This is a genomic window from Rhizobium leguminosarum, assembly GCF_004123835.1.
GTDB classification, from domain to species: domain Bacteria; phylum Pseudomonadota; class Alphaproteobacteria; order Rhizobiales; family Rhizobiaceae; genus Rhizobium; species Rhizobium leguminosarum_M.
The window spans coordinates 23189-44052 of sequence record NZ_MZMU01000015.1; the positions used below are offsets into that span (position 1 = coordinate 23189).

The 20864-nt window shown below is 59.9% G+C and carries 19 protein-coding genes and 1 tRNA gene; 12 read left to right on the forward strand and 8 right to left on the reverse strand.

Annotation, left to right across the window (positions count from 1 at the left end; genetic code table 11):
* Window positions 1-117: 117 nt before the first annotated feature.
* From hppD to maiA, 4 genes are all read left to right on the forward strand, one after another.
* Window positions 118-1227: a 4-hydroxyphenylpyruvate dioxygenase gene (gene hppD / locus B5P46_RS22280; RefSeq protein WP_129420635.1), complete on the forward strand. Its 1110-nt coding sequence runs from the start codon at window positions 118-120 to the stop codon at window positions 1225-1227.
* A 62-nt stretch (window positions 1228-1289) separates the two neighbouring features.
* Window positions 1290-2651: a homogentisate 1,2-dioxygenase gene (gene hmgA / locus B5P46_RS22285; RefSeq protein WP_129420636.1), complete on the forward strand. Its 1362-nt coding sequence runs from the start codon at window positions 1290-1292 to the stop codon at window positions 2649-2651.
* A gap of 52 nt (window positions 2652-2703) precedes the next feature.
* The gene (locus B5P46_RS22290; RefSeq protein WP_129420637.1) at window positions 2704-3729 is read left to right on the forward strand and encodes a fumarylacetoacetate hydrolase family protein; all 1026 of its coding nucleotides are present in this window, start codon (window positions 2704-2706) and stop codon (window positions 3727-3729) included.
* Entirely contained in the window at window positions 3726-4358 is a 633-nt protein-coding gene (gene maiA, locus B5P46_RS22295) for a maleylacetoacetate isomerase (RefSeq protein WP_129420638.1), read from the forward strand. The genes B5P46_RS22290 and maiA overlap by 4 nt, the downstream gene beginning before the upstream one ends.
* 176 nt (window positions 4359-4534) lie before the next feature.
* Here the strand turns inward: maiA and B5P46_RS22300 are convergent, their stop codons facing one another.
* Entirely contained in the window at window positions 4535-8350 is a 3816-nt protein-coding gene (locus tag B5P46_RS22300; RefSeq protein WP_129420639.1) for a vitamin B12-dependent ribonucleotide reductase, read from the reverse strand.
* Between the two features lie 122 nt (window positions 8351-8472).
* On the opposite strand from B5P46_RS22300, the gene B5P46_RS34555 reads away from it, so the two are divergent.
* Complete coding sequence (locus tag B5P46_RS34555; RefSeq protein WP_164986537.1) at window positions 8473-8754, forward strand: hypothetical protein; 282 nt, start codon at window positions 8473-8475, stop codon at window positions 8752-8754.
* A gap of 243 nt (window positions 8755-8997) precedes the next feature.
* Here B5P46_RS34555 and B5P46_RS22305 read toward each other — a convergent pair whose 3' ends face one another.
* The 4 genes from B5P46_RS22305 to B5P46_RS22320 form a co-directional block, all read right to left on the reverse strand.
* On the reverse strand, window positions 8998-9588 hold the full coding sequence (locus tag B5P46_RS22305; protein WP_129420640.1) for a hypothetical protein: 591 nt from the start codon (window positions 9586-9588) through the stop codon (window positions 8998-9000).
* Window positions 9589-9769: 181 nt separating this feature from the next.
* Window positions 9770-10264: a xanthine phosphoribosyltransferase gene (gene gpt, locus B5P46_RS22310; RefSeq protein WP_129420641.1), complete on the reverse strand. Its 495-nt coding sequence runs from the start codon at window positions 10262-10264 to the stop codon at window positions 9770-9772.
* A 204-nt stretch (window positions 10265-10468) separates the two neighbouring features.
* Window positions 10469-11311, reverse strand: a complete 843-nt coding sequence (locus B5P46_RS22315; RefSeq protein ID WP_129420642.1) for a universal stress protein — start codon at window positions 11309-11311, stop codon at window positions 10469-10471.
* Window positions 11312-11419: 108 nt separating this feature from the next.
* Window positions 11420-12196, reverse strand: a complete 777-nt coding sequence (locus B5P46_RS22320) for a competence/damage-inducible protein A (protein ID WP_129420643.1) — start codon at window positions 12194-12196, stop codon at window positions 11420-11422.
* Between the two features lie 285 nt (window positions 12197-12481).
* Here B5P46_RS22320 and wrbA point away from each other — a divergent pair, with 285 nt between their 5' ends.
* Both wrbA and B5P46_RS22330 read left to right on the forward strand, forming a co-directional pair.
* A complete protein-coding gene (gene wrbA, locus B5P46_RS22325; protein ID WP_129420644.1) occupies window positions 12482-13078 on the forward strand; it encodes an NAD(P)H:quinone oxidoreductase type IV in 597 nt (198 codons plus the stop codon).
* Window positions 13079-13297: 219 nt separating this feature from the next.
* Window positions 13298-13382: transfer RNA gene (locus B5P46_RS22330), tRNA-Leu, on the forward strand.
* Window positions 13383-13771: 389 nt separating this feature from the next.
* On the opposite strand, the gene B5P46_RS22335 is transcribed toward B5P46_RS22330, so the two are convergent.
* Window positions 13772-14146, reverse strand: coding sequence for a VanZ family protein (locus B5P46_RS22335; protein ID WP_129420645.1), 375 nt, complete (start codon window positions 14144-14146; stop codon window positions 13772-13774).
* 286 nt (window positions 14147-14432) lie between these two features.
* Between B5P46_RS22335 and ilvA the strand changes: the two genes are divergently transcribed.
* The 3 genes from ilvA to B5P46_RS22350 all read left to right on the forward strand — a co-directional run bounded on the left by ilvA (window position 14433) and on the right by B5P46_RS22350 (window position 17554).
* Window positions 14433-15683, forward strand: a complete 1251-nt coding sequence (gene ilvA / locus B5P46_RS22340; RefSeq protein ID WP_129420646.1) for a threonine ammonia-lyase — start codon at window positions 14433-14435, stop codon at window positions 15681-15683.
* A gap of 37 nt (window positions 15684-15720) precedes the next feature.
* Entirely contained in the window at window positions 15721-16047 is a 327-nt protein-coding gene (locus B5P46_RS22345) for an HlyU family transcriptional regulator (RefSeq protein WP_003538786.1), read from the forward strand.
* A gap of 235 nt (window positions 16048-16282) precedes the next feature.
* Window positions 16283-17554 carry a GGDEF domain-containing protein gene (locus B5P46_RS22350; protein WP_129420647.1) on the forward strand — a complete coding sequence of 424 codons (1272 nt, stop codon included), beginning with the start codon at window positions 16283-16285 and terminating at the stop codon, window positions 17552-17554.
* A gap of 7 nt (window positions 17555-17561) precedes the next feature.
* Here the strand turns inward: B5P46_RS22350 and B5P46_RS22355 are convergent, their stop codons facing one another.
* Window positions 17562-18338, reverse strand: coding sequence for an SDR family oxidoreductase (locus tag B5P46_RS22355; RefSeq protein WP_129420648.1), 777 nt, complete (start codon window positions 18336-18338; stop codon window positions 17562-17564).
* A gap of 162 nt (window positions 18339-18500) precedes the next feature.
* Here B5P46_RS22355 and B5P46_RS22360 point away from each other — a divergent pair, with 162 nt between their 5' ends.
* On the forward strand, window positions 18501-19076 hold the full coding sequence (locus B5P46_RS22360) for a TetR/AcrR family transcriptional regulator (protein ID WP_129420649.1): 576 nt from the start codon (window positions 18501-18503) through the stop codon (window positions 19074-19076).
* Window positions 19077-19123: 47 nt separating this feature from the next.
* Here the strand turns inward: B5P46_RS22360 and B5P46_RS22365 are convergent, their stop codons facing one another.
* The gene (locus tag B5P46_RS22365; protein WP_129420650.1) at window positions 19124-19738 is read right to left on the reverse strand and encodes an FMN-dependent NADH-azoreductase; all 615 of its coding nucleotides are present in this window, start codon (window positions 19736-19738) and stop codon (window positions 19124-19126) included.
* Between the two features lie 139 nt (window positions 19739-19877).
* Here B5P46_RS22365 and B5P46_RS22370 point away from each other — a divergent pair, with 139 nt between their 5' ends.
* Window positions 19878-20846, forward strand: coding sequence for a LysR family transcriptional regulator (locus B5P46_RS22370; RefSeq protein WP_129420651.1), 969 nt, complete (start codon window positions 19878-19880; stop codon window positions 20844-20846).
* Window positions 20847-20864 lie beyond the last annotated feature (18 nt).

Consider the following 20864-nt stretch of genomic DNA (forward strand, 5'->3'; position numbering starts at 1 on the left):
CAAAACACTCACGGATCGTGCATAATCTCTTCCCAGGGCATAAAGAATGCAAGAACTTTGCACGCGTTTTGGGCCACACTTTGCATATCAAATGCAATCTCCTCTGGAGGAAAGAAAATGGGTCCTTTCCCGCATGATGCGCCGCCCTCGGAAATCACCGCCGACAATCCGGCCGGCACCGACGGCTTCGAATTCGTCGAATTTGCCCATCCTGAACCCGAGACGCTGCGCGAACTCTTCACACGCATGGGCTATGTTGCGGTCGCCAGGCATAAGACGAAAGACATCACCGTCTGGCGCCAGGGCGATATCAACTATGTCCTGAACGCCGAACCGGGCAGTCATGCCGCGCGTTTCGTCGCAAATCATGGTCCCTGCGCCCCATCGATGGCCTGGCGCGTCGTCGACGCCAAACACGCCTTCGATCACGCGGTGTCCAAAGGCGCTGTTCCCTATGACGGGGACGACAAGGCGCTCGACGTGCCGGCAATTGTCGGCATTGGCGGCTCGCTGCTCTATTTTGTCGAGACCTATGGGGCAAAGGGATCGGCCTACGAGACCGAGTTCGATTGGCTCGGCGAGAGCAACCCGCATCCCCAGGGGATCGGCTTTTATTATCTCGACCATCTGACGCACAACGTCTTTCGCGGCAACATGGACAAGTGGTGGGATTTTTACCGCAACCTGTTCAATTTCAAGCAGATCCACTTCTTCGATATCGATGGGCGCATCACCGGTCTGGTCAGCCGCGCCATCACCTCGCCCTGTGGCAAAATCCGCATTCCGCTGAATGAATCGAAGGACGACACCAGCCAGATCGAGGAGTATCTGAAGAAGTACAAGGGCGAGGGCATTCAGCACATCGCCGTTGGAACGGAGGATATTTACGACGCCACCGACAGGCTTGCCGACAACGGCCTGCGCTTTATGCCGGGTCCGCCGGAGACCTATTACGACATGTCCTATGAGCGCGTGAACGGCCATAGTGAACCGGTCGAACGCATGAAGAAACACGGCATCCTCATCGATGGCGAAGGTGTGGTGAATGGCGGCATGACGAAAATCCTGCTGCAGATCTTCTCCAAGACCGTCATCGGCCCGATCTTCTTCGAATTCATCCAGCGCAAGGGTGACGAGGGCTTTGGCGAAGGCAATTTCCGCGCTCTTTTCGAGTCGATCGAGGCCGATCAGATCAAGCGTGGTGTCATCGGGACCGCAGCGGAGTAAACTCTAAAGCGCAGTGCGTCTTTTCAGACGCGCGGCACAGGAGTTTTCGGGGAGGAGTGAGCATGGACCAGACATCGATCCAGACGTCCGACGGTGAAGCCGCGACGGCAAACAAACTGAAATATATGCCGGGGTTCGGCAATGACTTCGAAACCGAGTCGCTTCCCGGCGCCTTGCCGCAGGGCCAAAACAGTCCCCAGAAATGCAATTACGGTCTCTATGCGGAGCAGCTTTCCGGCTCGCCGTTCACCGCGCCGCGCGGGACCAACGAAAGGTCCTGGCTCTATCGCATCCGCCCGAGCGTGCGCCACACCCGCCGCTTCTCCAACGCGTCTTATCCGCTCTGGAAAACTGCGCCTTGCCTGGACGAACATTCGCTTCCTCTCGGCCAGCTTCGCTGGGATCCCATCCCGGCACCCTCGGAGAGGCTGACATTCCTTGAAGGGGTGCGGACCATCACCACGGCAGGCGATGCCACCACCCAGGTGGGCATGTCAGCCCATGCCTATGTCTTCAATGAGGACATGGTCGACGATTACTTCTTCAACGCCGACGGTGAATTGCTGATCGTGCCGCAGCTTGGCGCTATCAGAGTGTTCACCGAAATGGGCATCATGGACGTCGAGCCTCTGGAAATATGCCTCATCCCCCGCGGCATGATGTTCAAGATTCTGAGGTGTGGCGAGCAGACGGTCTGGCGTGGCTATATATGCGAGAACTACGGCGCCAAGTTCACCCTGCCGGACCGCGGACCGATCGGTGCCAACTGCCTGGCAAATCCGCGCGACTTCAAGACGCCCGTCGCCGCTTTCGAGGATAAGGAAACGCCGTGCCGCGTGCATGTGAAGTGGTGCGGAAAATTCTATGTCACCGACATCGGCCACTCGCCGCTGGATGTGGTGGCCTGGCACGGCAACTACGCCCCGTTCAAATACGACCTGCGGACATTTTCTCCTGTTGGAGCGATCCGCTTCGATCATCCCGATCCGTCGATCTTTTCGGTGCTGACCGCCCCGACCGAAGATGCGGGCACGGCGAATGTCGATTTCGTGATCTTTCCGCCGCGCTGGCTGGTCGCCGAGCACACGTTCCGTCCGCCTTGGTACCACCGCAACATCATGAGCGAATTCATGGGGCTGATCCACGGCCAGTATGACGCTAAGGAAGAGGGCTTCGTGCCGGGTGGCATGAGCCTGCACAACATGATGCTTCCCCACGGGCCGGACGCGCTCGCCTTCGAAAAGGCATCCAATACCGAGCTCAAACCCGTGAAACTAGATCACACCATGGCCTTCATGTTCGAAACCCGGTACCCGCAGCAACTGACGAAATACGCAGCCGAGCTTGAAACGCTGCAGGATAATTACCTGGAATGCTGGGACGGGCTGGAACGCAAGTTCGACGGAACCCCGGGCATCAAGTGATGGATCAAGTGATGCATTAAGTGAAGTCATCCTCCGGCACGGAATTTCGGACATGAAACTTGCAACGTTAAAGGACTCCACGCGCGACGGCCGGCTGGTCGTCGTTTCCCGTGACCTGACCCGCTGTTCCGAGGTCGGTCACATTGCCCGGACCCTCCAGGCAGCACTCGATGACTGGGAGCATATGGCTCCGAGACTTCAGTTGATTGCCGAAGGCATCGAGACCGGCGCCCAGCCGACGATCCGGTTTCACGAACATGACGCTACGTCACCTTTGCCGCGCGCCTACCAATGGGCCGACGGTTCCGCCTACGTCAATCATGTCGAACTGGTGCGCAAGGCGCGCGGCGCCGAGATGCCGGCGAGCTTCTGGACCGATCCGCTGATCTATCAAGGCGGTTCGGACGCTTTCCTTGCGCCGCGCGACCCGATCGTGATGGCAGACGAGGCCTACGGGATCGACATGGAAGGCGAGGTTGCCGTCATCACCGGCGACGTCGCGATGGGTTCCAGTCCGGAGACTGCGCGCGGCGCCATCCGCCTGCTGATGCTCGTCAACGACGTGTCGCTGCGCGGTTTGATCCCCGACGAATTGGCCAAGGGATTTGGTTTCTTCCAGTCCAAGCCGGCCTCGGCATTTTCCCCGGTCGCCGTGACGCCCGACGAACTTGGAGATGCCTGGGATGGCGGCAAGCTGCATCTGCCGCTGCTCGTCAGCTTGAACGGCAAGGCCTTCGGCAAGGCCAACGCCGGCATCGACATGACCTTTGATTTTGGCCAGCTGATCGCCCATGCCGCCAAAACCCGCAATCTCGCTGCAGGCACGATCATCGGCTCGGGAACGATTTCCAACAAGCTCAACGGCGGCCCGGGAAAACCGGTGGAAGAGGGGGGAAGCGGTTACTCCTGCATCGCCGAAATCAGGATGATCGAGACGATCGAGACCGGATCGCCGAAGACCCCCTTCATGACGTTCGGGGATCAGGTCCGCATCGAGATGAAGGATAAGGCCGGCCATTCGATCTTCGGGGCGATCGAGCAGACGGTCGAAAAATACAGCGGGGCCGGGCCGCAATGAACGAGGTCGTTCTCTACGACTACTGGCGATCATCAGCGAGCTATCGCGTCCGTATCGCGCTCAATCTCTTGGGTATCGATTACAAAACCGTGCCCATCAACCTGTTGGACGGCTCACACAAGACTCCGGAATATCTGGCGCTCAACCCGCAGGGCCTCGTGCCGACATTGGTGATCGACGGGAAAACACTGACGCAGTCGCTGGCCATCATCGAATATGTCGCCGAGACCCGGCCGGAATGCGGATTGCTGCCATCTGACATTGCCGATCGCCAGAAGGTCCGCGCCCTCGCATATGCGGTCGCCATGGACATCCATCCGATCTGCAACCTGCATGTCGTGTCGCATCTGATGACCATGACTGACACGGCCGATGCCCGCGAGGAATGGATGAAGCATTTCATCAGCGACGGACTGCGCAAACTGGAAGCCATGATCGGCGCAGCCGATGGCGCGTTCAGCTTTGGTGATGCGCCGACGATGGCCGACCTCTGTCTCGTTCCCCAGGTCTACAACGCCCGCCGCTGGGGCGTTGAGTTGACCGCTTTCAAACGCATCGTCGATATCGACGGCAGATGCGCCGAACTGCCCGCCTTCCAGGCGGCCCATCCCGATCGCGTGAAACCGTAACGGCGGATCGGGACCCGGGACCCCCGATGCATCAATCTCTGTCTGTTCTGGGCTTTTCCCGGCCGTCGAAGCTGCCGGGAAACTTTTTGATCAGCGTTCTAAATCGCTGATTTAATGACATTTCAGTGGCGCAGTGACAAACCTAGTGGCGCGGCACATACACAACCACCGCCTGCTCAGCTGCACCCGCTCGTCGCGCCGCACGTGTCGCACTTCTCGCAAGTACCATTCCTCACCATCGTGAAGTTCTGGCACTCCGAGCACATATTGCCGGTATAGCCCTGCATGATCGAGCGCTGGCGGCGTTCGGCTTCCCGCTTCTTGGCTTCGGATTTCGCCGTTGCCGCGTCGGCTGCCGCCTTGTCGGAGAAGAGGGCGGTTGCGTCGCTGGTGATTTCCTCGGTCACCTCTTCGGCGATTTCTTCCGCCAATTCCTTCGCGCGCTCCTCGTAATCGCGCTTGAAAGCGACGATTTCCGAGGTGGAGATGGCGATCGTCGGCTCCAGTTTGCGGGCCGCGCTGCCTGCAAAGGCAGTCACTGTGCCGGTGGAAGTGGCGCGGGCAGGGGCGGCGGTGGCCGCACCCTTGGGTTCGCCTGCCTGGCGTTCGCCGCCGGTGCCGGAGACCAGCGTCGGCTTGTAGCCGCGGGTCCAGCCGGTGGAGAGCAGGTTGGTCTTGCCTTCCTGGATGCCCTTGCCGAGTGCCGTGTTCGAGAAATCAGACGTATCGACATGCGCCAGGTCGTGGCGGCCGAGATAGGAGACGGCCAGCTCGCGGAAGACATAGTCGAGGATCGAGGTGGCGTTCTTGATCGCGTCATTGCCGATGACCATGCCGGCCGGCTCGAACTTGGTGAAGGTGAAGGCCTCGACATATTCCTCGAGCGGCACGCCATATTGCAGGCCGAGCGAGATGGCGATGGCGAAATTGTTCATCATCGCACGGAAGGCAGCACCTTCCTTGTGCATGTCGATGAAGATCTCGCCGATGCGGCCGTCGCCGAATTCGCCGGTGCGGAGATAGACCTTGTGTCCGCCGACGGCGGCCTTCTGGGTATAGCCCTGGCGGCGGTTCGGCAGCTTCTCGCGTTCGCGGGAAACACGCTCGATCACCCGCTCGATGATCTTCTCGGTGACGGTGACGGCCTGGGCGGCGAGGGGCGCCTGCAGCAGTTCCTCCAGCGCATCCTCGTCGTCCTCGTCCTCGATCAGCGAGGAATTGAGCGGCTGCGACAGCTTCGAGCCGTCGCGATAGAGCGCGTTGGCCTTGAGACCAAGCTTCCAGGAGAGCATGTAGGCGTTCTTGCAATCCTCGACGGTCGCCTCGTTCGGCATGTTGATCGTCTTGGAAATCGCGCCCGAGATGAACGGCTGGGCCGCCGCCATCATGCGGATATGGCTTTCCACCGAGAGGTAACGCTTGCCGATCTTGCCGCAGGGATTGGCGCAATCGAAGACCGGCAGATGTTCATTCTTGAGGAAGGGCGCGCCTTCCAGCGTCATCGCACCGCAGACATGGATATTGGCGGCTTCGATGTCCTTCTTCGAGAAGCCGATATGGTCGAGCAGGCTGAAGCTCATGTCGCCGAGCTGTTCGTCGGAAACCTTCAGCGTCTCCTTCAGGAAGTCGGCGCCGAGCGTCCACTGGTTGAAGACGAACTTGATGTCGAAGGCGCTCTTCAGCGCGGCGTTGACGGCTTCCACCTTCTCGTGGGTAAAGCCCTTGGTCTTCAGCGTCGACGGATTGACAGCCGGCGCCTGGTTCAGGTTGCCGTGGCCGACGGCATAGGCCTCGATCTCGGCGATCTGGCTTTCCGAATAGCCGAGCGTGCGCAGCGCGTCGGGCACGGCGCGGTTGATGATCTTGAAGTAGCCGCCGCCGGCAAGCTTCTTGAACTTGACGAGGGCGAAGTCGGGCTCGATGCCGGTGGTGTCGCAATCCATGACGAGGCCGATCGTGCCTGTGGGCGCGATGACCGAGACCTGGGCATTGCGGTAGCCATGCTGTTCACCGAGCTCGAGCGCCTTGTCCCAGGCCGATTTGGCGTGGGCGACGAGATCCTGGTCGGGGTTTTCCGAATGGATCAGCGCGACCGGGTTGATCGACAGCGCCTCATAGCCGGAGCTCTCGCCATGCGCCGCACGGCGATGGTTGCGAATGACCTTGAGCATGCTCTCGCGGTTCGGCGCGAAGTTCGGGAACGGGCCGAGCTCGGCAGCCATTTCGGCCGAGGTCGCATAGCAGATGCCGGTCATGATCGCAGTCAGCGACCCTGCAATGGCGCGGGCCTCAGTGGAGTCATAGGGAATGCCCGACGACATCAGCAGGCCGCCGATATTGGCGTAGCCAAGGCCGAGCGTGCGATATTCGTAGGAGAGTTCGGCAATGCGCTTCGACGGGAACTGCGCCATCATCACCGAGACTTCGAGCACGACGGTCCACAGGCGAACCGCATGTTCGTAATCGGCGATGTTGATGCGCTTGGTGGCCTTGTCCTTGAACTGCAGCAGGTTCAGCGAGGCAAGGTTGCAGGCCGTGTCATCGAGGAACATATATTCCGAGCACGGGTTCGAGCCACGGATCGGGCCGCCGGCCGGCGAAGTGTGCCAGTCGTTCATCGTTGTGTTGAAGTGGATGCCCGGATCGGCGGAAGCCCAGGCAGCGTAGGAAATGGTTTCCCAGAGATCGCGGGCCTTCAGCGTCTTCATCACTCGGCCGTCCTTGCGGGCGGTCAGGTTCCATTCGCCATCATTCTCGACGGCGCGCAGGAAGTCGTCCTTGATCGAGACGGAGTTGTTGGAGTTCTGGCCGGATACCGTGAGGTAGGCTTCCGAGTCCCAATCCGTGTCGTAGGTCTTGAATTGGAGATCCTTGTAGCCCTGGCGGGCGAACTGGATGACGCGCTGGACATAGTTTTCCGGAACCTGGTCCTTCTTGGCGGCGCGGATTTCGCGCTTCAGGGCAGGGTTCTTGTTGGGGTCGAAGCAATCGCCGTTATCGCCGCCTTCGCAATTGAAGCAGGCCTTCATGATCGCCTTCAGATGCTTGGCGACGACCTTCGAGCCGGTCACGAGAGCTGCGACCTTCTGCTCTTCCTTGACCTTCCAGTTGATGTATTCCTCGATATCGGGGTGGTCGATGTCGACGACCACCATCTTGGCGGCACGGCGCGTGGTGCCGCCCGATTTGATGGCGCCGGCGGCGCGGTCGCCGATCTTCAGGAAGCTCATCAGGCCGGAGGAGCGGCCGCCGCCGGAAAGCTTTTCGCCTTCGCCGCGCAGCATCGAGAAGTTGGAGCCGGTGCCGGAGCCGTATTTGAACAGGCGCGCTTCACGCACCCAGAGATCCATGATGCCGCCTTCGTTGACGAGATCGTCCTCGACAGACTGGATGAAGCAGGCATGCGGCTGCGGGTGTTCGTAGGCAGACTTGGACTTGGTCAGCTTGCCGGTGAAGGGATCGACATAGAAATGGCCCTGTCCAGGGCCGTCGATGCCGTAGGCCCAGTGCAGGCCTGTGTTGAACCACTGCGGCGAGTTCGGGGCGACGCGCTGGGTGGCGAGCATATAGGCAAGCTCGTCCTTGAAGGCCGAGGCATCTTCCTCGGAGGAGAAATAGCCGCCCTTCCAGCCCCAATAGGTCCAAGTGCCGGCAAGGCGGTCGAAGACCTGGCGCGCATCGATTTCGGAGCCGGTCTGCTCGTCCTTCGACAGGGTCTTCAGCGCAGCATCGTCGGGAACGGAGCGCCACAGGAAGGAGGGAACGTCGTTCTCCTCGACCTTCTTCAGCCGGGTGGGAACGCCGGCCTTGCGGAAATACTTCTGCGCCAGCACGTCGGTTGCGACCTGGGAGAACTGCGCCGGAACGTCGATATTCTCGAGGCGGAACACGACCGAACCATCGGGGTTCTTGATCTCGCTCGTCGCCTTGCGGAATTCGATATCCGCATAGGCGCCTTGGCCGGCCTTCGTGAAACGACGTTCGATGCGCATTGTCTTGACCTCGCGTTGGCGCCTGGTCCCCGCGACCTCAGGCGCAAAATTTCTATCCGGCGGCACTTTGTCGTCGTGCAGCCAGTCTCGTTTCCGTATTGTGACAGGGGTGTCATCCGGAGATGTCCTTCCTGTATCTTGTGGTGATGGTGGCTGCAAACGCTAAATATAGTATTAACAGCTTATTATCGCCAGCCCCGATGTCACTTTTTTTGGAGGCTGAAAACCGCGCAGAAATCCTGTCAGGCCTGAACCGTTCCCGGTCCATCGCCCTGATTCCGCGTCCTAATTTTCAAAAGGGAACCGGGCTCGTTACCTCCGGTCCTGTCGCCGCCGCAACATCAGGATCAGTAAAGTTTGAAACAGCTGATTCCGTCAAGGGCTGGCTTTTAATTGATTGCTAACCACAACATGTTGTGGATGCGCCTGTGGAGATTGGGGAAAGCCGGGGAGCGCTGATATTACAATGGCTTGCAGGTGTTGCCGGCTAAGGAAAACCTCGGAATGGCAAAAAAGCGTCCTGCGGCAAATCTTGTGATGGCATTTCCGGCGCAAATGGGCATGCCGATTCGCCGGTGAAATCAGCGCTCTTGTTCTTACGCATGTGGTTGTCGCAAAACCGCTGCACACTTTTGCGCGACATGCTTTTAAAGCGCATCGATGGCGATGGTAACGATGGCGACGCCGATCCGCCTGTTCTCTTTGTCCATGACGACAAAGCTCGCCTGCGTTTCGAGATTCTGGGTGGATTCGTTGCGTTCCGCCCGGTCGATGAAGATCTCGCGGGAGCCATTGGCGAAGGTTTTGAGATATTTCTCCTCGTCGCCCTGCCAGTAGTCGGCGGTGATGGTGCTCTGCCCTACATTCAGCCCATGCGAGTCCGTGACGAAAAATTCGAGAATCGCGCCCTGCGAGGCGTCCTGTTTTTCCCTCAGGTAATGCGACACGGATTTGTCGAGCAGCAGCTTGATCATCTGCAGGTGGTGCTGATCGACCTCCGATCGGTAGGTCTCGTCGAGCACTCGCATATCCATTTCGCTGACATTGCCGAATTTTGAGTTCTGCTCGGCAATGGCTTTCAGCACCAACGGCGTTTCCACTATCGGCCGGATTCGTTTCTCGACGTAGTCGCGCACGAGGGGAATATAGGCAGGTTCAGCGCGGACAGGCACCAGCGGCAACAGAAAGGCCGCCAGCCCGACGGTCACAACCGCTCTTATATGCCCCCACCGCGCCATCTTGTTTCCTTGTACCGTATCGATCGTTGCACGCTTTAGGCGCAATTTGACAGGATTCGCACGTCGTCAGTCTATTAGGATAAGATAAAATAGATGTGCAGATCCCGATAGCGGATTCAGGAAACCTCACCGACAAAATCTGGAACAATTTCAAGTGGTAAATGCGAAGGCTGCGCGTTGATCAGCGCGCGCCCTTGGCGATCGGCTCCTGATAGGTGAAGCCCATGTCCCAAGGGAAGTAGATCCAGGTATCCTGGCTTACCTCGGTGATGAAGGTGTCGACGGTCGGCACGCCCTTCGGCTTGGCGTAGACGCAGGCGAAATGTGCTCTCGGCAGCATGGTGCGCACCTGTGCGGCGGTCTTGCCGGTATCTGTCAGATCGTCGACGACCAGCACGGTTTCGCCGCCATTCTCCATAAGTTCGGGCGCTATTCCCTTGAGCAGTACCATGTCGCCCTGGTTCACATAGTCATGATAGGAAGCGACGCAGACGGTCTCGATCAGCCGGATGTTCAGTTCGCGCGAAATGATCGCGGCCGGAACGAGGCCGCCGCGGGTGATGCAGACGATCGCCTTGAACGTCTGATTCAAGCCGGCAAGCCGCCAGGCAAGGGCGCGCGCATCGCGGTGGAACTGATCCCAGGAAACGGGAAAGGCTTTATCGGGAAGGGACATCGGGCTGCTCCGCGGCATGAAAAAACGACACGCCGTTTGCCGGCGACCGGATGGACTTGAAGCGGCGATTGGCAAAACGCAAATCGCGCAGCCGGAACTGCGCGAGATCGCGAGCTGCAGCTGCGCGAGCTGGGGCCGAGGCTCGAAGCTGTCATCGGTCGCCGCAATTAGCGGGATTTGCCGGCAAAAGGCAAGAGCAGCCAATCAACGCGATAACAGGGTCAGCGCCGTCATCGATTGCAGCAAGGTCTTGGTCGTGCCGCCGAAGATCATCTGCCAGAGCCAGGAATGCGTATAGGCGCCCATGACGAGAAGATCGATGCTGCTGTCCGAAAGCCGGTTCTCGATGACATGCGATGCGCTCTTATCCACACTCTGGGCCGTCGAAAGCGTCGTCTTCACGCCATGACGCGCAAGCGTCGCGGCGATGTCGGCGCCAGCGGTCAGCGGCGATTGCAGCGCCGTGTCGGCCGGATCGACCGAAAAGATCTCCACTTCGTCAGCGGCTTTGAGGATCGGCAGTGCGTCGAAGGTTGCGCGCGCCACCTCTTTCGATCCGTTCCAGGCGATCAGCACGCGCTTGATCGGCTTCGGCTGGCGAATGATATAGGGGATCATCAGCACCGGCCGGCCGGTTTCGAAAAGGAAACTGTCGACGTCGACGTGGCTGTCGGAAGGTTTGGCCGGATCGGCCTGCGAGGCGATCAGGAGGTCGGCGCTACGCGCACTTTCGATCAGCGGTGCCGATCCATAACCGGTTGATGTGGCAAAGCTGCGCCACTCGGAGGAGCCCCCGGATGCCTCCGCTTTCGCGCGAAAAATACGCTCGACGGCGATCGTTTCGCTATGCGCCATATCCTGCAGCGCCTGCACGGCAACAGGATCGGGGATTTCCATCGGCGCCACCAACGGCACGGCGGAGATGATTTCGGCATGAAGGCCGATGACATGGGCGCCGCTTTCAGCGGCGATGGCAAAGGCGAAATCGGCGACCGCGGTACTATTGTCTGCTGTATCGAGAATGGCGAGAATGGTTTTGTAAGACATATCAATTCTCCTTGCGCTGAAATGGCTTGCGCGATGGAAGGAATGCGCCGGACCGTTCTCCTGTTCCTTGATAGGGATCAAGGATGGCCTCCAGTTCCGGCTTTGCCTTCAAGCCTCGGCGGAATGGTTTTCGGCGATGTCCCTTCTTTGGCGGATGGCGTCGATCATCGCCTGCACCTCGGCGCCGGCCGCATCGATTGCTGCCTGGGAGCGGCCGCGTACGACGATCTCGGTCGAAAATTTCTGGCCAATATAGCGTGGATAGGAACCAATGCTGGTTTCCGGATGTGCCTTCTGGATCGCGGTCAGCGGCGTGCCGATCTCGCCTTCGCCGTAAGGGCAGGCGATGACGAGCGAAAGCACCGGCGTGCCGGTTCGAAGCGTCGGCAGCACATTGTCGACCATCGCCTGAAAGACCTGCGGCACGCCGGCCATGACATAGACGTTGCCGATGATGAAGCCGGGCGCCGTCGAGACCGGATTGGCGATATGCGCAGCGCCCCGCGGCATGCGCGCCATGCGCTGGCGCGCCTCGGTGAATTCCATCTCGCGGCGGCGGTACATCTCGGCAAGCAGTGTCATTGCTGTTTCGTCATATTCGCAGGGTACGCCGAAAGCCTTGGAGATGGCATCGGCGGTGATGTCGTCATGCGTCGGCCCGATGCCGCCCGAGGTGAAGACGTAATCATATTTGCCGCGAAGCGCGTTCAGTGCCTCGACGATCGCCTCCTCGTCGTCGGCGACGATGCGCACCTCCTTGAGATCGATGCCGGAAAGCGTCAGCAAATCGGCGAGATGGCCGATATTTTTATCCTTGGTGCGGCCGGAGAGAAGTTCGTCGCCGATGGCGAGCATGGCGGCGGTGACGACGATGTCTTGGCTCATGGGATGTTCCGTGATGTGAGGCTGGGGAATAGGTAGCGCCGTTCGCTCGCTTTGCAAACACCAGAGCATGATGCCGAAAAGTGCAGGCGGTTTTCGGACGACATCATGCGCTAACTCTTTAACTCGGGCGATGCGTCATTTTTGCCGAAATGAAAACCGCAAGCGAATTTTGGTCTCCGGGTGGTGAACACTGAGTTCTTGAGGGCAGGGCTGTGTTCGCCCAGGCGCGCTGATAGAAATCGCGTCGGGCACGAATTCAACTCGATATTTCAAGGAAGATAGAAGATGGCGAAGGTTCTCGTCCTTTATTATTCGGCTTACGGCCATATCGAAACCATGGCCTATGCGGTCGCCGAAGGCGCGAAGTCGGCCGGTGCCGAGGTCACCGTCAAGCGCGTTCCGGAACTGGTTCCGGAAGACGTCGCCAAGGCCTCCTATTACAAGGTCGACCAGGCGGCTCCGATCGCCACCGTCGACGAACTGGCGGACTATGACGCGATCATCGTCGGCGCCGGCACCCGCTTCGGCACGGTCGCTTCGCAGATGCGCAATTTCTGGGATCAGACGGGCGGTCTCTGGTTCGCCGGCAAACTTGTCGGCAAGCTCGGTTCGGTCTTCACTTCTTCGGCAACCCAGCACGGCGGCCAGGAATCGACCATCCTCGGCTTCATCCCCACCTTCCTGCACCAGGGCATGGTCGTTGCCGGTCTGCCTTATGCCTTCCAGGGCCAGATGGGCACCGAGGAAGTCAAGGGCGGCTCGCCTTACGGCGCTTCCACCATCACCAACGCCGACGGCTCGCGCCAGCCTTCCGAGATCGAGTTGGAAGGCGCGAAATACCAGGGCGCCTATGTCGCCAAGCTTGCCGCCAAGCTCGCCTGATCTTTGACGCTGAAATGATGAAGGCGCGGCGGGCGTGGGGCTCGCCGCGCCTTTTCTGTTTTTTCCCACAAGAGACTGGGCAGCCTTCATCGGCGAGGTCTTTCGGGAGGGAAATGCCTGGCCGATCATTCGTCGGTGCTGGCCGGCAAAACAGGCATGATTTTTAAGCCTCACGGCTCTTCCAATCACCCATGACGCAAGATATTGAAAATGCCGCAAGCGGGCGTGGCGAAACTGGTAGACGCAAGGGACTTAAAATCCCTCGGCCTTGGCTGTACGGGTTCGACCCCCGTCGCCCGCACCACCTTCATAATCCTGTTTGAATATGCCTGTATTGAATCTGCTTGTATATTGTGCATAAAAGCAAGTTATCGCTTGACAAAGGAATTTCCGGCGTAACGATTGCGCCGCGACAGTTGAGTAAGGGTTGTCTTGTGGGAGTAAGACGATGGTTTACGATTGGAGTGGAACTAAGGTTCGGCGCATCCGCATCTTCAAGACCAGTGTCGCACTTGTTCTGGGGACTGCGATAGCCGCGATACCGCTGTTCTTCTGGGCAATGCATTTGCGCGGTTTCTAGAGCGTCCTTAGCGCGTCTAAAAAGACGCGCTAAGGACGCTCTATTACTTTCGATCCCTAGACAGATCCCGAATTCGATTTTCGGGATTATGTACGGTCTGTTCCTGATAGTGATCATCGCTCCGTGAGCGGAAGCGTGTTTGGCGCTTTGGTCTCGCGCCACCTGTTGATCACCCAGCCAGCCAGCAGTCCGAGGGCTGCGCCCGCGGCCTTGATGCCGGCATCGTGCAGGCGCGGATGGCGTGTCGGTGCGAGATACTGCAGATATTCGATGGCGACTGCACCGGCAATCAGCAGCACCGCCACCGTCTTCCACTGTTTGGGATAGGCGAGCGCGAAGGCGAGGCCGACGAGAACATAGGCGCCCCCGCGGTCGGTATCGACCGTCGTGACCGTTTCCGGCCTCAGCCCGATCGGCGAAACCGTGACGAAGAGGATAAAGGCGAGCAGAAGCCAGGCGAGCGGTCTTGCGAATTTGAAGATCATCATGGCTTCATATTAATGGCCTGGCTTTTCATTGACAGTTAAAATCAGTTCATCTGCCGCCGATTTCGCAATTGGCTTAAGAATGGCTTTCCCGGGAGCGAACCGGAAATGGCCGAAACGGGCTTTCTTTTGCCGGTCGGCCTATGCGATAGCGGCAGTGGCGACTGCATAATTCCTTAAATCGGAATCGATTTAAGGATAAAATTATGCAGCAATTGAAAGTGTTACAGCGTCCTTTGCGCGTCTGAAAAGACGCGCGGCGCTGTAATCATGAGAATGGACCATACCCGTGACGAGACTTGATGTCGAAAGCGCCGAAGAGGCAATGCGCAGCCTGTTTCCGGCAACGCCGCTGCAGCTCAACGATCACCTCTCGGTCCGCTACGGGGCCGACATCTGGCTGAAGCGCGAAGATCTGTCGCCGGTGCGCTCCTACAAGATCCGCGGCGCCTTCAATTTCTTCCGCAAGGCGATCGGGCAGGGTGCTGCTGGCAAGACCTTCGTCTGCGCCTCGGCCGGTAATCACGCCCAGGGCTTTGCCTTCGTCTGCCGCCATTTCGGCGTGCCGGGCGTCGTCTTCATGCCGGTGACGACACCGCAGCAGAAGATCGACAAGACCCGCATGTTCGGCGCTGAATTCATCACCATCCGGCTGTTCGGCGACTTCTTCGACCAGTGCTACCAGGCCGCCCGCGAACATGTGGAGGCGGTCGGCGGCGTCATGGTGCCGCCCTTCGACCATGCCGACATCATTGAAGGCCAGGCAACCGTCGCCGCCGAAATCATGCAGCAGTTGCCGGAAGGAACCGTGCCGGACATGGTCGTCCTGCCGGTTGGCGGCGGCGGACTTGCCGCCGGCATCACCGGTTATCTCGACGGCACGGTGCCGAAATCGGCTTTTGTCTTCACTGAGCCAGCCGGCGCGCCGAGCCTTAAGCGCAGCATCGAGGCGGGCAAGGTGACGACGCTTGCCAAGGTCGACAATTTCGTCGATGGCGCAGCCGTCGCCCGCATCGGCGACCTCAATTTCGCCGCTCTTCGTGAGTTCCCTGCAAGCCAAGTGCAACTGATGCCGGAGAACGCCATCTGCGTCACCATTCAGGAAATGCTGAATGTCGAGGGCGTCGTGCTGGAGCCGGCCGGCGCGCTGTCACTGACGGCGATCGCCGCGATGGACGGCCAAGCGATCCGCGGCAAGACCATCGTTGCTGTCGTCTCCGGCGGCAATTTCGATTTCGAGCGTCTGCCTGACGTAAAGGAAAGAGCCATGCGTTACGCAGGGCTGAAGAAATACTTCATCCTGCGGCTCGCCCAGCGCCCCGGCGCGCTTCGGGACTTCCTCAATCTGCTCGGCCCCGACGATGATATCGCCCGCTTCGAATATCTGAAGAAATCGGCGCGCAACTTCGGCTCGATCCTGATTGGCATCGAAACCAAGGCGCCTGAGAATTTCGCTCGGCTGATCGGAAATTTCGAAGCAGCCGGCATGGGTTACGAGGATATTACCGAAAACGAGATCCTCGCCAATCTGATCATTTGACTTGGCGACAGCGATACGGTCGTGCTAAAGGCGGAGCATGGCTTCGTTCATTTCAAATATCTTTTCGATGTTCTCCGGCGGCGGCAAACCGGCTTCGGAGGCGGCAGGCCCTTCCGGCGAGCCGCAGCTTTACGGCGATTGCACGATCTATGCCGAGCCACGCAAGGAAGGCGGCCAGTATCGCCTTGCCGGCCGCATCGAAAAGAAGGTCGGCGACGAGGTGCTGGTGCGCAATTTCATCCGCGCCGATCTGTTTTCCTCCTCCGATGACGCGCTCGAATGCACGGTGCGCAAGGCGCAGCAGATCATCGATCAGCATGGTTCGTCGCTCTTTGGCGACGGCGAGAAGCTCCGTCAGGTTTGAATCGGGATCCGGGCATAGGTCCTTGATACCGGCTGCAACTATTCCTGTGTGTGACCCGGGTGCCCTCCGGCGGGCGCAATCTCACTCACGCAATCTTAAAGGATTGCGGTGAAAGGTATCGCCTGCAGGATTTGCAGGACACCCTCGTGTTTGACTGTTTCGGACGATTGACCAAAGGATTCGCTGTCGCGATCGCCGCGCCAGCAGGAGGCCGAACGTCCGGAGCCGCGGTCTCATGATGGAGACAGTCAACCTCTTTCTCTTCGTCGTCGAAGCCATCGCCTATTTCGTGCTGATGGTAACGCTTCTGCATTTCCGTCATCGGCTCGGTCTCGGGGTTTTCCTGACGGCGCTCGGCGTCATGCATTTCATGGAGACCTATCTGGCGGCGGTCTTCTATGTCTCGCTGCCGTTCGGGGATGTGTCGCCGGGCTCATCCGTCTTCTTCTCCGGCAAGCTGATGATGATCCTGATGCTCTACCTGCAGGAAGATGCGGCGACGGTGCGCCAGCCGATCTACGGCCTGTTCCTCGGCAACCTGCTTACCGTCGGTATTGCCTGGGTGCTGCAAGTGCACCAGCCGCTGCAGATGTCGACCGGCCACACACCCGACGTCGATTTCCTCAAGGAGATGGGCTGGCTGATGGTCTGGGGCACGGCGCTGCTCTATGTCGATTCACTCGGCATCATCCTGCTTTACGAAAAACTCGGCGAGTTCTTCCGCCGCCGCGTGGTCCTGCGTTTCCTGATTTCCGGCTTCGTGCTGCTGACCTTCGACCAGATCGGCTTCTTCGCGGCGCTGCATTACTTCCTGGATGTGCCGATCGCCGCCTTCTGGGGCGGATGGAAGGCGAAAATGCTTGCTGTCTGCCTCTACGCGGCGATGTTCGCAGTCTATGAGTATCGTATTCGCCGTATCGGCGCAGCCGGGTCCGCACGTTCGATCAGCGACGTGTTCGGCGACCTGACGTTCCGCGAGCGCTACAACGATCTGCTGGAGCGCACCGGCCGCGACATGCTGACCGGTGTCTACGATCGGACGCGCATGGAAATGGAAGCGCCGCTGATGCTGCTCGAGGCACTGAAGCAGGGGTCATTCGCCACCGTCCTCATTATCGACGCCGATCACTTCAAGGATGTCAATGACGGCTACGGTCATCTCCAGGGCGACGAGGTGCTGAAGGCGATCGCCGCCCGATTGGGCACGACGTTGCGCTCGAACGATCGCGTCTTCCGCTTCGGCGGCGAGGAATTCGTTGCCGTCTGTCCGGGCACCGACCACGAGGAAGGTCTGCTGCTTGCCGAGCGCCTGCGCTGGACGATCGCGACCAGCGTCAAGACGCCGGATGACAGGCCGGTAACGGTCAGTATCGGCGTTGCGACTGCCGATGAGGACGGCGTCGATTTCACCGCCGTGCTGACGGCTGCCGACGGCAGGCTCTACGCAGCCAAGAAGAGCGGCCGCAACTGCGTCGTCGGCCGCTCCGGTGTGGTCAAGCTCAGCTGAAACTTATTCAGGCAGCGCGGAAGATCTTGGCGCCGGAGGGCGCGCTCGTCATGCCGCCGTCGACGGTGATCTCGATGCCGGTGACATTGGCCGAATCATCCGAGGCCAGATAAAGCGCCGCCTTGGCGATTTCGTCGGCTTCGCTCATGCGGCCGAGCGGGCTCATGCCGCCGATGCGGGCCTCGAGCGCCGACATGGCGTCTTCGGTCTGGGCCATCGGCGACCAGATCGGCGTCTTGGTGCCGCCGGGCGTTACCTGATTGACGCGGATGCCGCGCGGCGCGAGCTCGGATGCCATATTGCGCGTCATTGCCCGGACTGCCGCCTTGGTCGCCGCATAGGCCGACCAGCCGGGAGCGCCGAGCACCGCATGCACCGACCCGTTGAGGATCACCGAAGCGCCGTCATTGAGATGCGGCAGGGCTGATTGCACGGTGAAGAAAACCGCCGTGAGATTGGTGCTGATGATCTGGTTGAACTGCGCCGGTGATGTCTCGCCGAGCGGCGTGGCGCCGCCGATGCCGGCATTGGCGAAGACGATGTCGAACTTGCCGACCTTTGCGGCAGCTTCCGCAAAGGCCTTCTCGGTGGCGGCGGCATCGGTGACGTCGACCTTCAGCGCCAGCACGCCGGCGCCGAGCGCCTTTTCAGCAGCCGCGAGCGTTTCCGGGTTGCGGCCGGTGATCACCACCTTGGCACCCTCGTCGATGAAGACCCTGGCGGTCGCAAGACCGATGCCGCTGTTTCCGCCGGTAATCAGGGCGACCTTGTTTCTTAGACGCATGATTCATGCTCCTCTTGGAATTTGCAACGATCTGGATTATGATCGTTATCTATAAGGATTATGATGGTAATCTACATGAGTCAAGGGGAGCATGATGCCGAAAAGTGTAAGCGGTTTTCGGCCGACATCATGCTCATTCGATTGGTGCCGGGGAGATGTCCGATGGGGCGTTCGCAGTTGGAGAAACAGAAGACGCACGAGAAGATTGTCGTGATCGCGTCGAAGCGGCTGCGCGAGGAGGGGCTCGAAGGTATTGGCGTCGCCGATCTGATGAAGGAGGCCGGACTGACCGTCGGCGGCTTCTACAAGCATTTCGCCTCCCGTGACGATCTGGTTGCCGAGGCGATCCAGTCCGCTTTTGATTCATGGGGACGCAAGCTGGAGGCCGAGGGGATAAACCCGGCGGAGATGACGGCTGCCGATGTCGCCGATCGTTATGTCAGCGCCTATCATCGCGACAATCCCGGTGAGGGCTGCCCTTTTGCCGCGCTGACCTCCGATCTATCCCGCAGCGGCGAGAAGGCGCGGAGGATCGCGACGGACGGGCTCAGGCGTAATTTCGCGTCATTGGCGAGCAAGGCTGCGGGAATGGACGATAGCGAACGGCGGCGCAAGGCGATCATGGCCTTCGCGATGATGGCCGGCGGCGTCGGCCTCGCCAGGATTTCGTCCGATGAGGAACTCTCGGCCGAAATCCTGGCGACGGTCCGGGATTTTGTCGCCGATATCGACAAATGAAAACGGCCGGCAAAGGCCGGCCGTTCCGTGAAGCGTTTAGGAGCCGATCAGGCCGCCAGCGCGATTTCCTGGACGCGCGACTTGGCAGCGTCGATCGCCTTTTCGGCAGCTTCCGGACCAAAGGCCAGGCCTTCGACATAGATGGTCTCGATATCGCTGATGCCGAGGAAACCGAAAACCGACTTCAGGTATGGCACGGCATGGTTCAAGGGGGCGGCCGGTCCCTGCGAGTAGATACCACCCGAGGCGAGCACCACATAGACCTTCTTGCCGGTTGCGAGGCCAACCGGGCCGCTTTCCGTGTACTTGAAGGTCAGGCCGGCGCGGGCGACGTTGTCGATCCAGGTCTTCAGCGACGAATAGATGTTGAAGTTGATGAGGCCGGTGCTGATGACGATCGTGTCGGCGGCGAGCAGTTCGTTGACGAGTTCGTCGGAAGTCTCGACGGCTGCGGCTTCCTCAGCGGTGCGGGCCTCGGCCGGCTTGCGGATTGCGCCGGTGAAGAGGTCATCGATGTGCGGCAGCGGGTTGGCGGCAAGGTCGCGGCGAACGACGACGCTGCCTGGATTCTGGCTCTTCAGCTTTTCGGCGAGATCGACGGCGATCGGCGTCGAGAGCGATTCGGCACGCGGGCTGGACGTCAGAAGAAGGATGGACGACATGGTGCATTTCCTTTCGAATGGAATTTGACGGCCCGTTGCTGGGAGGTGAGCCGCAGTCTCGATCAGGAAAATAGGTCTGGCCTGCTATCGAAAAAACGGTGATAATGTCGATCGAAACTATCGATGGAATGGATAGAAGATGCTGCCGAACCCCACTCTGGACCAATTGCAGGTGTTTCTGACCGTTGCCGAGACCGGCAGCTTCTCGGCCGCTTCGCGGGTGTTGAACCGTGCACAGTCGGTCGTGAGCTATACGATCGCCAATCTGGAGGCGCAGCTCGAAGTGCCGCTTTTCGAGCGTTCCGGCGCGCGTCAGCCGAAGCTGACGGAGGCGGGCAAGGCGATGCTGGAGGATGCGCGGCGCATTCTGGGCGACCTGCAGGTCATGCGGGCGCGCGTCAAGAGCCTGAGGGAAGGGCTCGAAGCGGAGGTCTCCGTCGCCATCAGTGTCATGGTGCCTTCACGAGCCCTGGTGGACGTTCTCCGCGAATTCCGGGAGATGTTTCCATCCGTTTCGTTAAGCCTCAATGTCGGTGAGCTCGGAATGGTCATGGATCTCGTCCTCAGCGGCAAGGCGACGATCGGGATTGGCGGCGCGGTCGTCAAGCAGGACGATTCGATTGTCACGGAGCGCATCGGTCATTCCTTCATGTTGCCGGTTGCCGCGCATAACCACCCGCTTGCCGGAATCGGCCGGCCGCTGACGCTCGGCGACGTGCGCGAGGAAGTGCAGCTCGTCGTCACCGATGCATCGGGACGGACAAAGGGGCGCGATTTCAACGTGCTGTCCTACAAGACATGGCGTGTTAGCGATATTGCGACGAAGCATCAGCTCATCAGGGCCGGCCTTGGCTGGGGCGGCCTCCCGGCTTCCGTGATTCATGACGATCTGACGAGCGGCAGGCTCGTTCATCTCGATCTGGATGCCTACGAACAGGGGGAGTATCCCATATATTCGGTCCGTCAGCTCGCCAACCCGCCCGGACCTGCCGCCACCTGGATGATCGACGCGTTCCGCACGCGGCTTTCCGCCTGCCCGAGCCAAGCCGATTTCCATGCTCAGATAGCGGAACTCCAGGAAACTGGTACGCCGCTCGCAGCCGAATGACGAAGGCGCGGGTGCCGC

Coding starts and splice junctions, on each gene's coding strand:
- hppD (WP_129420635.1), top strand. CDS start 118: ATGGGTCCTTTCCCGCATGATGCGCCGCCCTCGGAAATCACCGCCGAC.
- B5P46_RS22320 (WP_129420643.1), bottom strand. CDS start 12,196: ATGAGCCAAGACATCGTCGTCACCGCCGCCATGCTCGCCATCGGCGAC.
- maiA (WP_129420638.1), top strand. CDS start 3,726: ATGAACGAGGTCGTTCTCTACGACTACTGGCGATCATCAGCGAGCTAT.
- B5P46_RS22350 (WP_129420647.1), top strand. CDS start 16,283: ATGATGGAGACAGTCAACCTCTTTCTCTTCGTCGTCGAAGCCATCGCC.
- B5P46_RS22370 (WP_129420651.1), top strand. CDS start 19,878: ATGCTGCCGAACCCCACTCTGGACCAATTGCAGGTGTTTCTGACCGTT.
- B5P46_RS22290 (WP_129420637.1), top strand. CDS start 2,704: ATGAAACTTGCAACGTTAAAGGACTCCACGCGCGACGGCCGGCTGGTC.
- B5P46_RS22365 (WP_129420650.1), bottom strand. CDS start 19,738: ATGTCGTCCATCCTTCTTCTGACGTCCAGCCCGCGTGCCGAATCGCTC.
- B5P46_RS22360 (WP_129420649.1), top strand. CDS start 18,501: ATGGGGCGTTCGCAGTTGGAGAAACAGAAGACGCACGAGAAGATTGTC.
- B5P46_RS34555 (WP_164986537.1), top strand. CDS start 8,473: ATGTCCTTCCTGTATCTTGTGGTGATGGTGGCTGCAAACGCTAAATAT.
- B5P46_RS22315 (WP_129420642.1), bottom strand. CDS start 11,311: ATGTCTTACAAAACCATTCTCGCCATTCTCGATACAGCAGACAATAGT.
- B5P46_RS22300 (WP_129420639.1), bottom strand. CDS start 8,350: ATGCGCATCGAACGTCGTTTCACGAAGGCCGGCCAAGGCGCCTATGCG.
- gpt (WP_129420641.1), bottom strand. CDS start 10,264: ATGTCCCTTCCCGATAAAGCCTTTCCCGTTTCCTGGGATCAGTTCCAC.
- B5P46_RS22305 (WP_129420640.1), bottom strand. CDS start 9,588: ATGGCGCGGTGGGGGCATATAAGAGCGGTTGTGACCGTCGGGCTGGCG.
- B5P46_RS22335 (WP_129420645.1), bottom strand. CDS start 14,146: ATGATGATCTTCAAATTCGCAAGACCGCTCGCCTGGCTTCTGCTCGCC.
- wrbA (WP_129420644.1), top strand. CDS start 12,482: ATGGCGAAGGTTCTCGTCCTTTATTATTCGGCTTACGGCCATATCGAA.
- hmgA (WP_129420636.1), top strand. CDS start 1,290: ATGGACCAGACATCGATCCAGACGTCCGACGGTGAAGCCGCGACGGCA.
- B5P46_RS22355 (WP_129420648.1), bottom strand. CDS start 18,338: ATGCGTCTAAGAAACAAGGTCGCCCTGATTACCGGCGGAAACAGCGGC.
- B5P46_RS22345 (WP_003538786.1), top strand. CDS start 15,721: ATGGCTTCGTTCATTTCAAATATCTTTTCGATGTTCTCCGGCGGCGGC.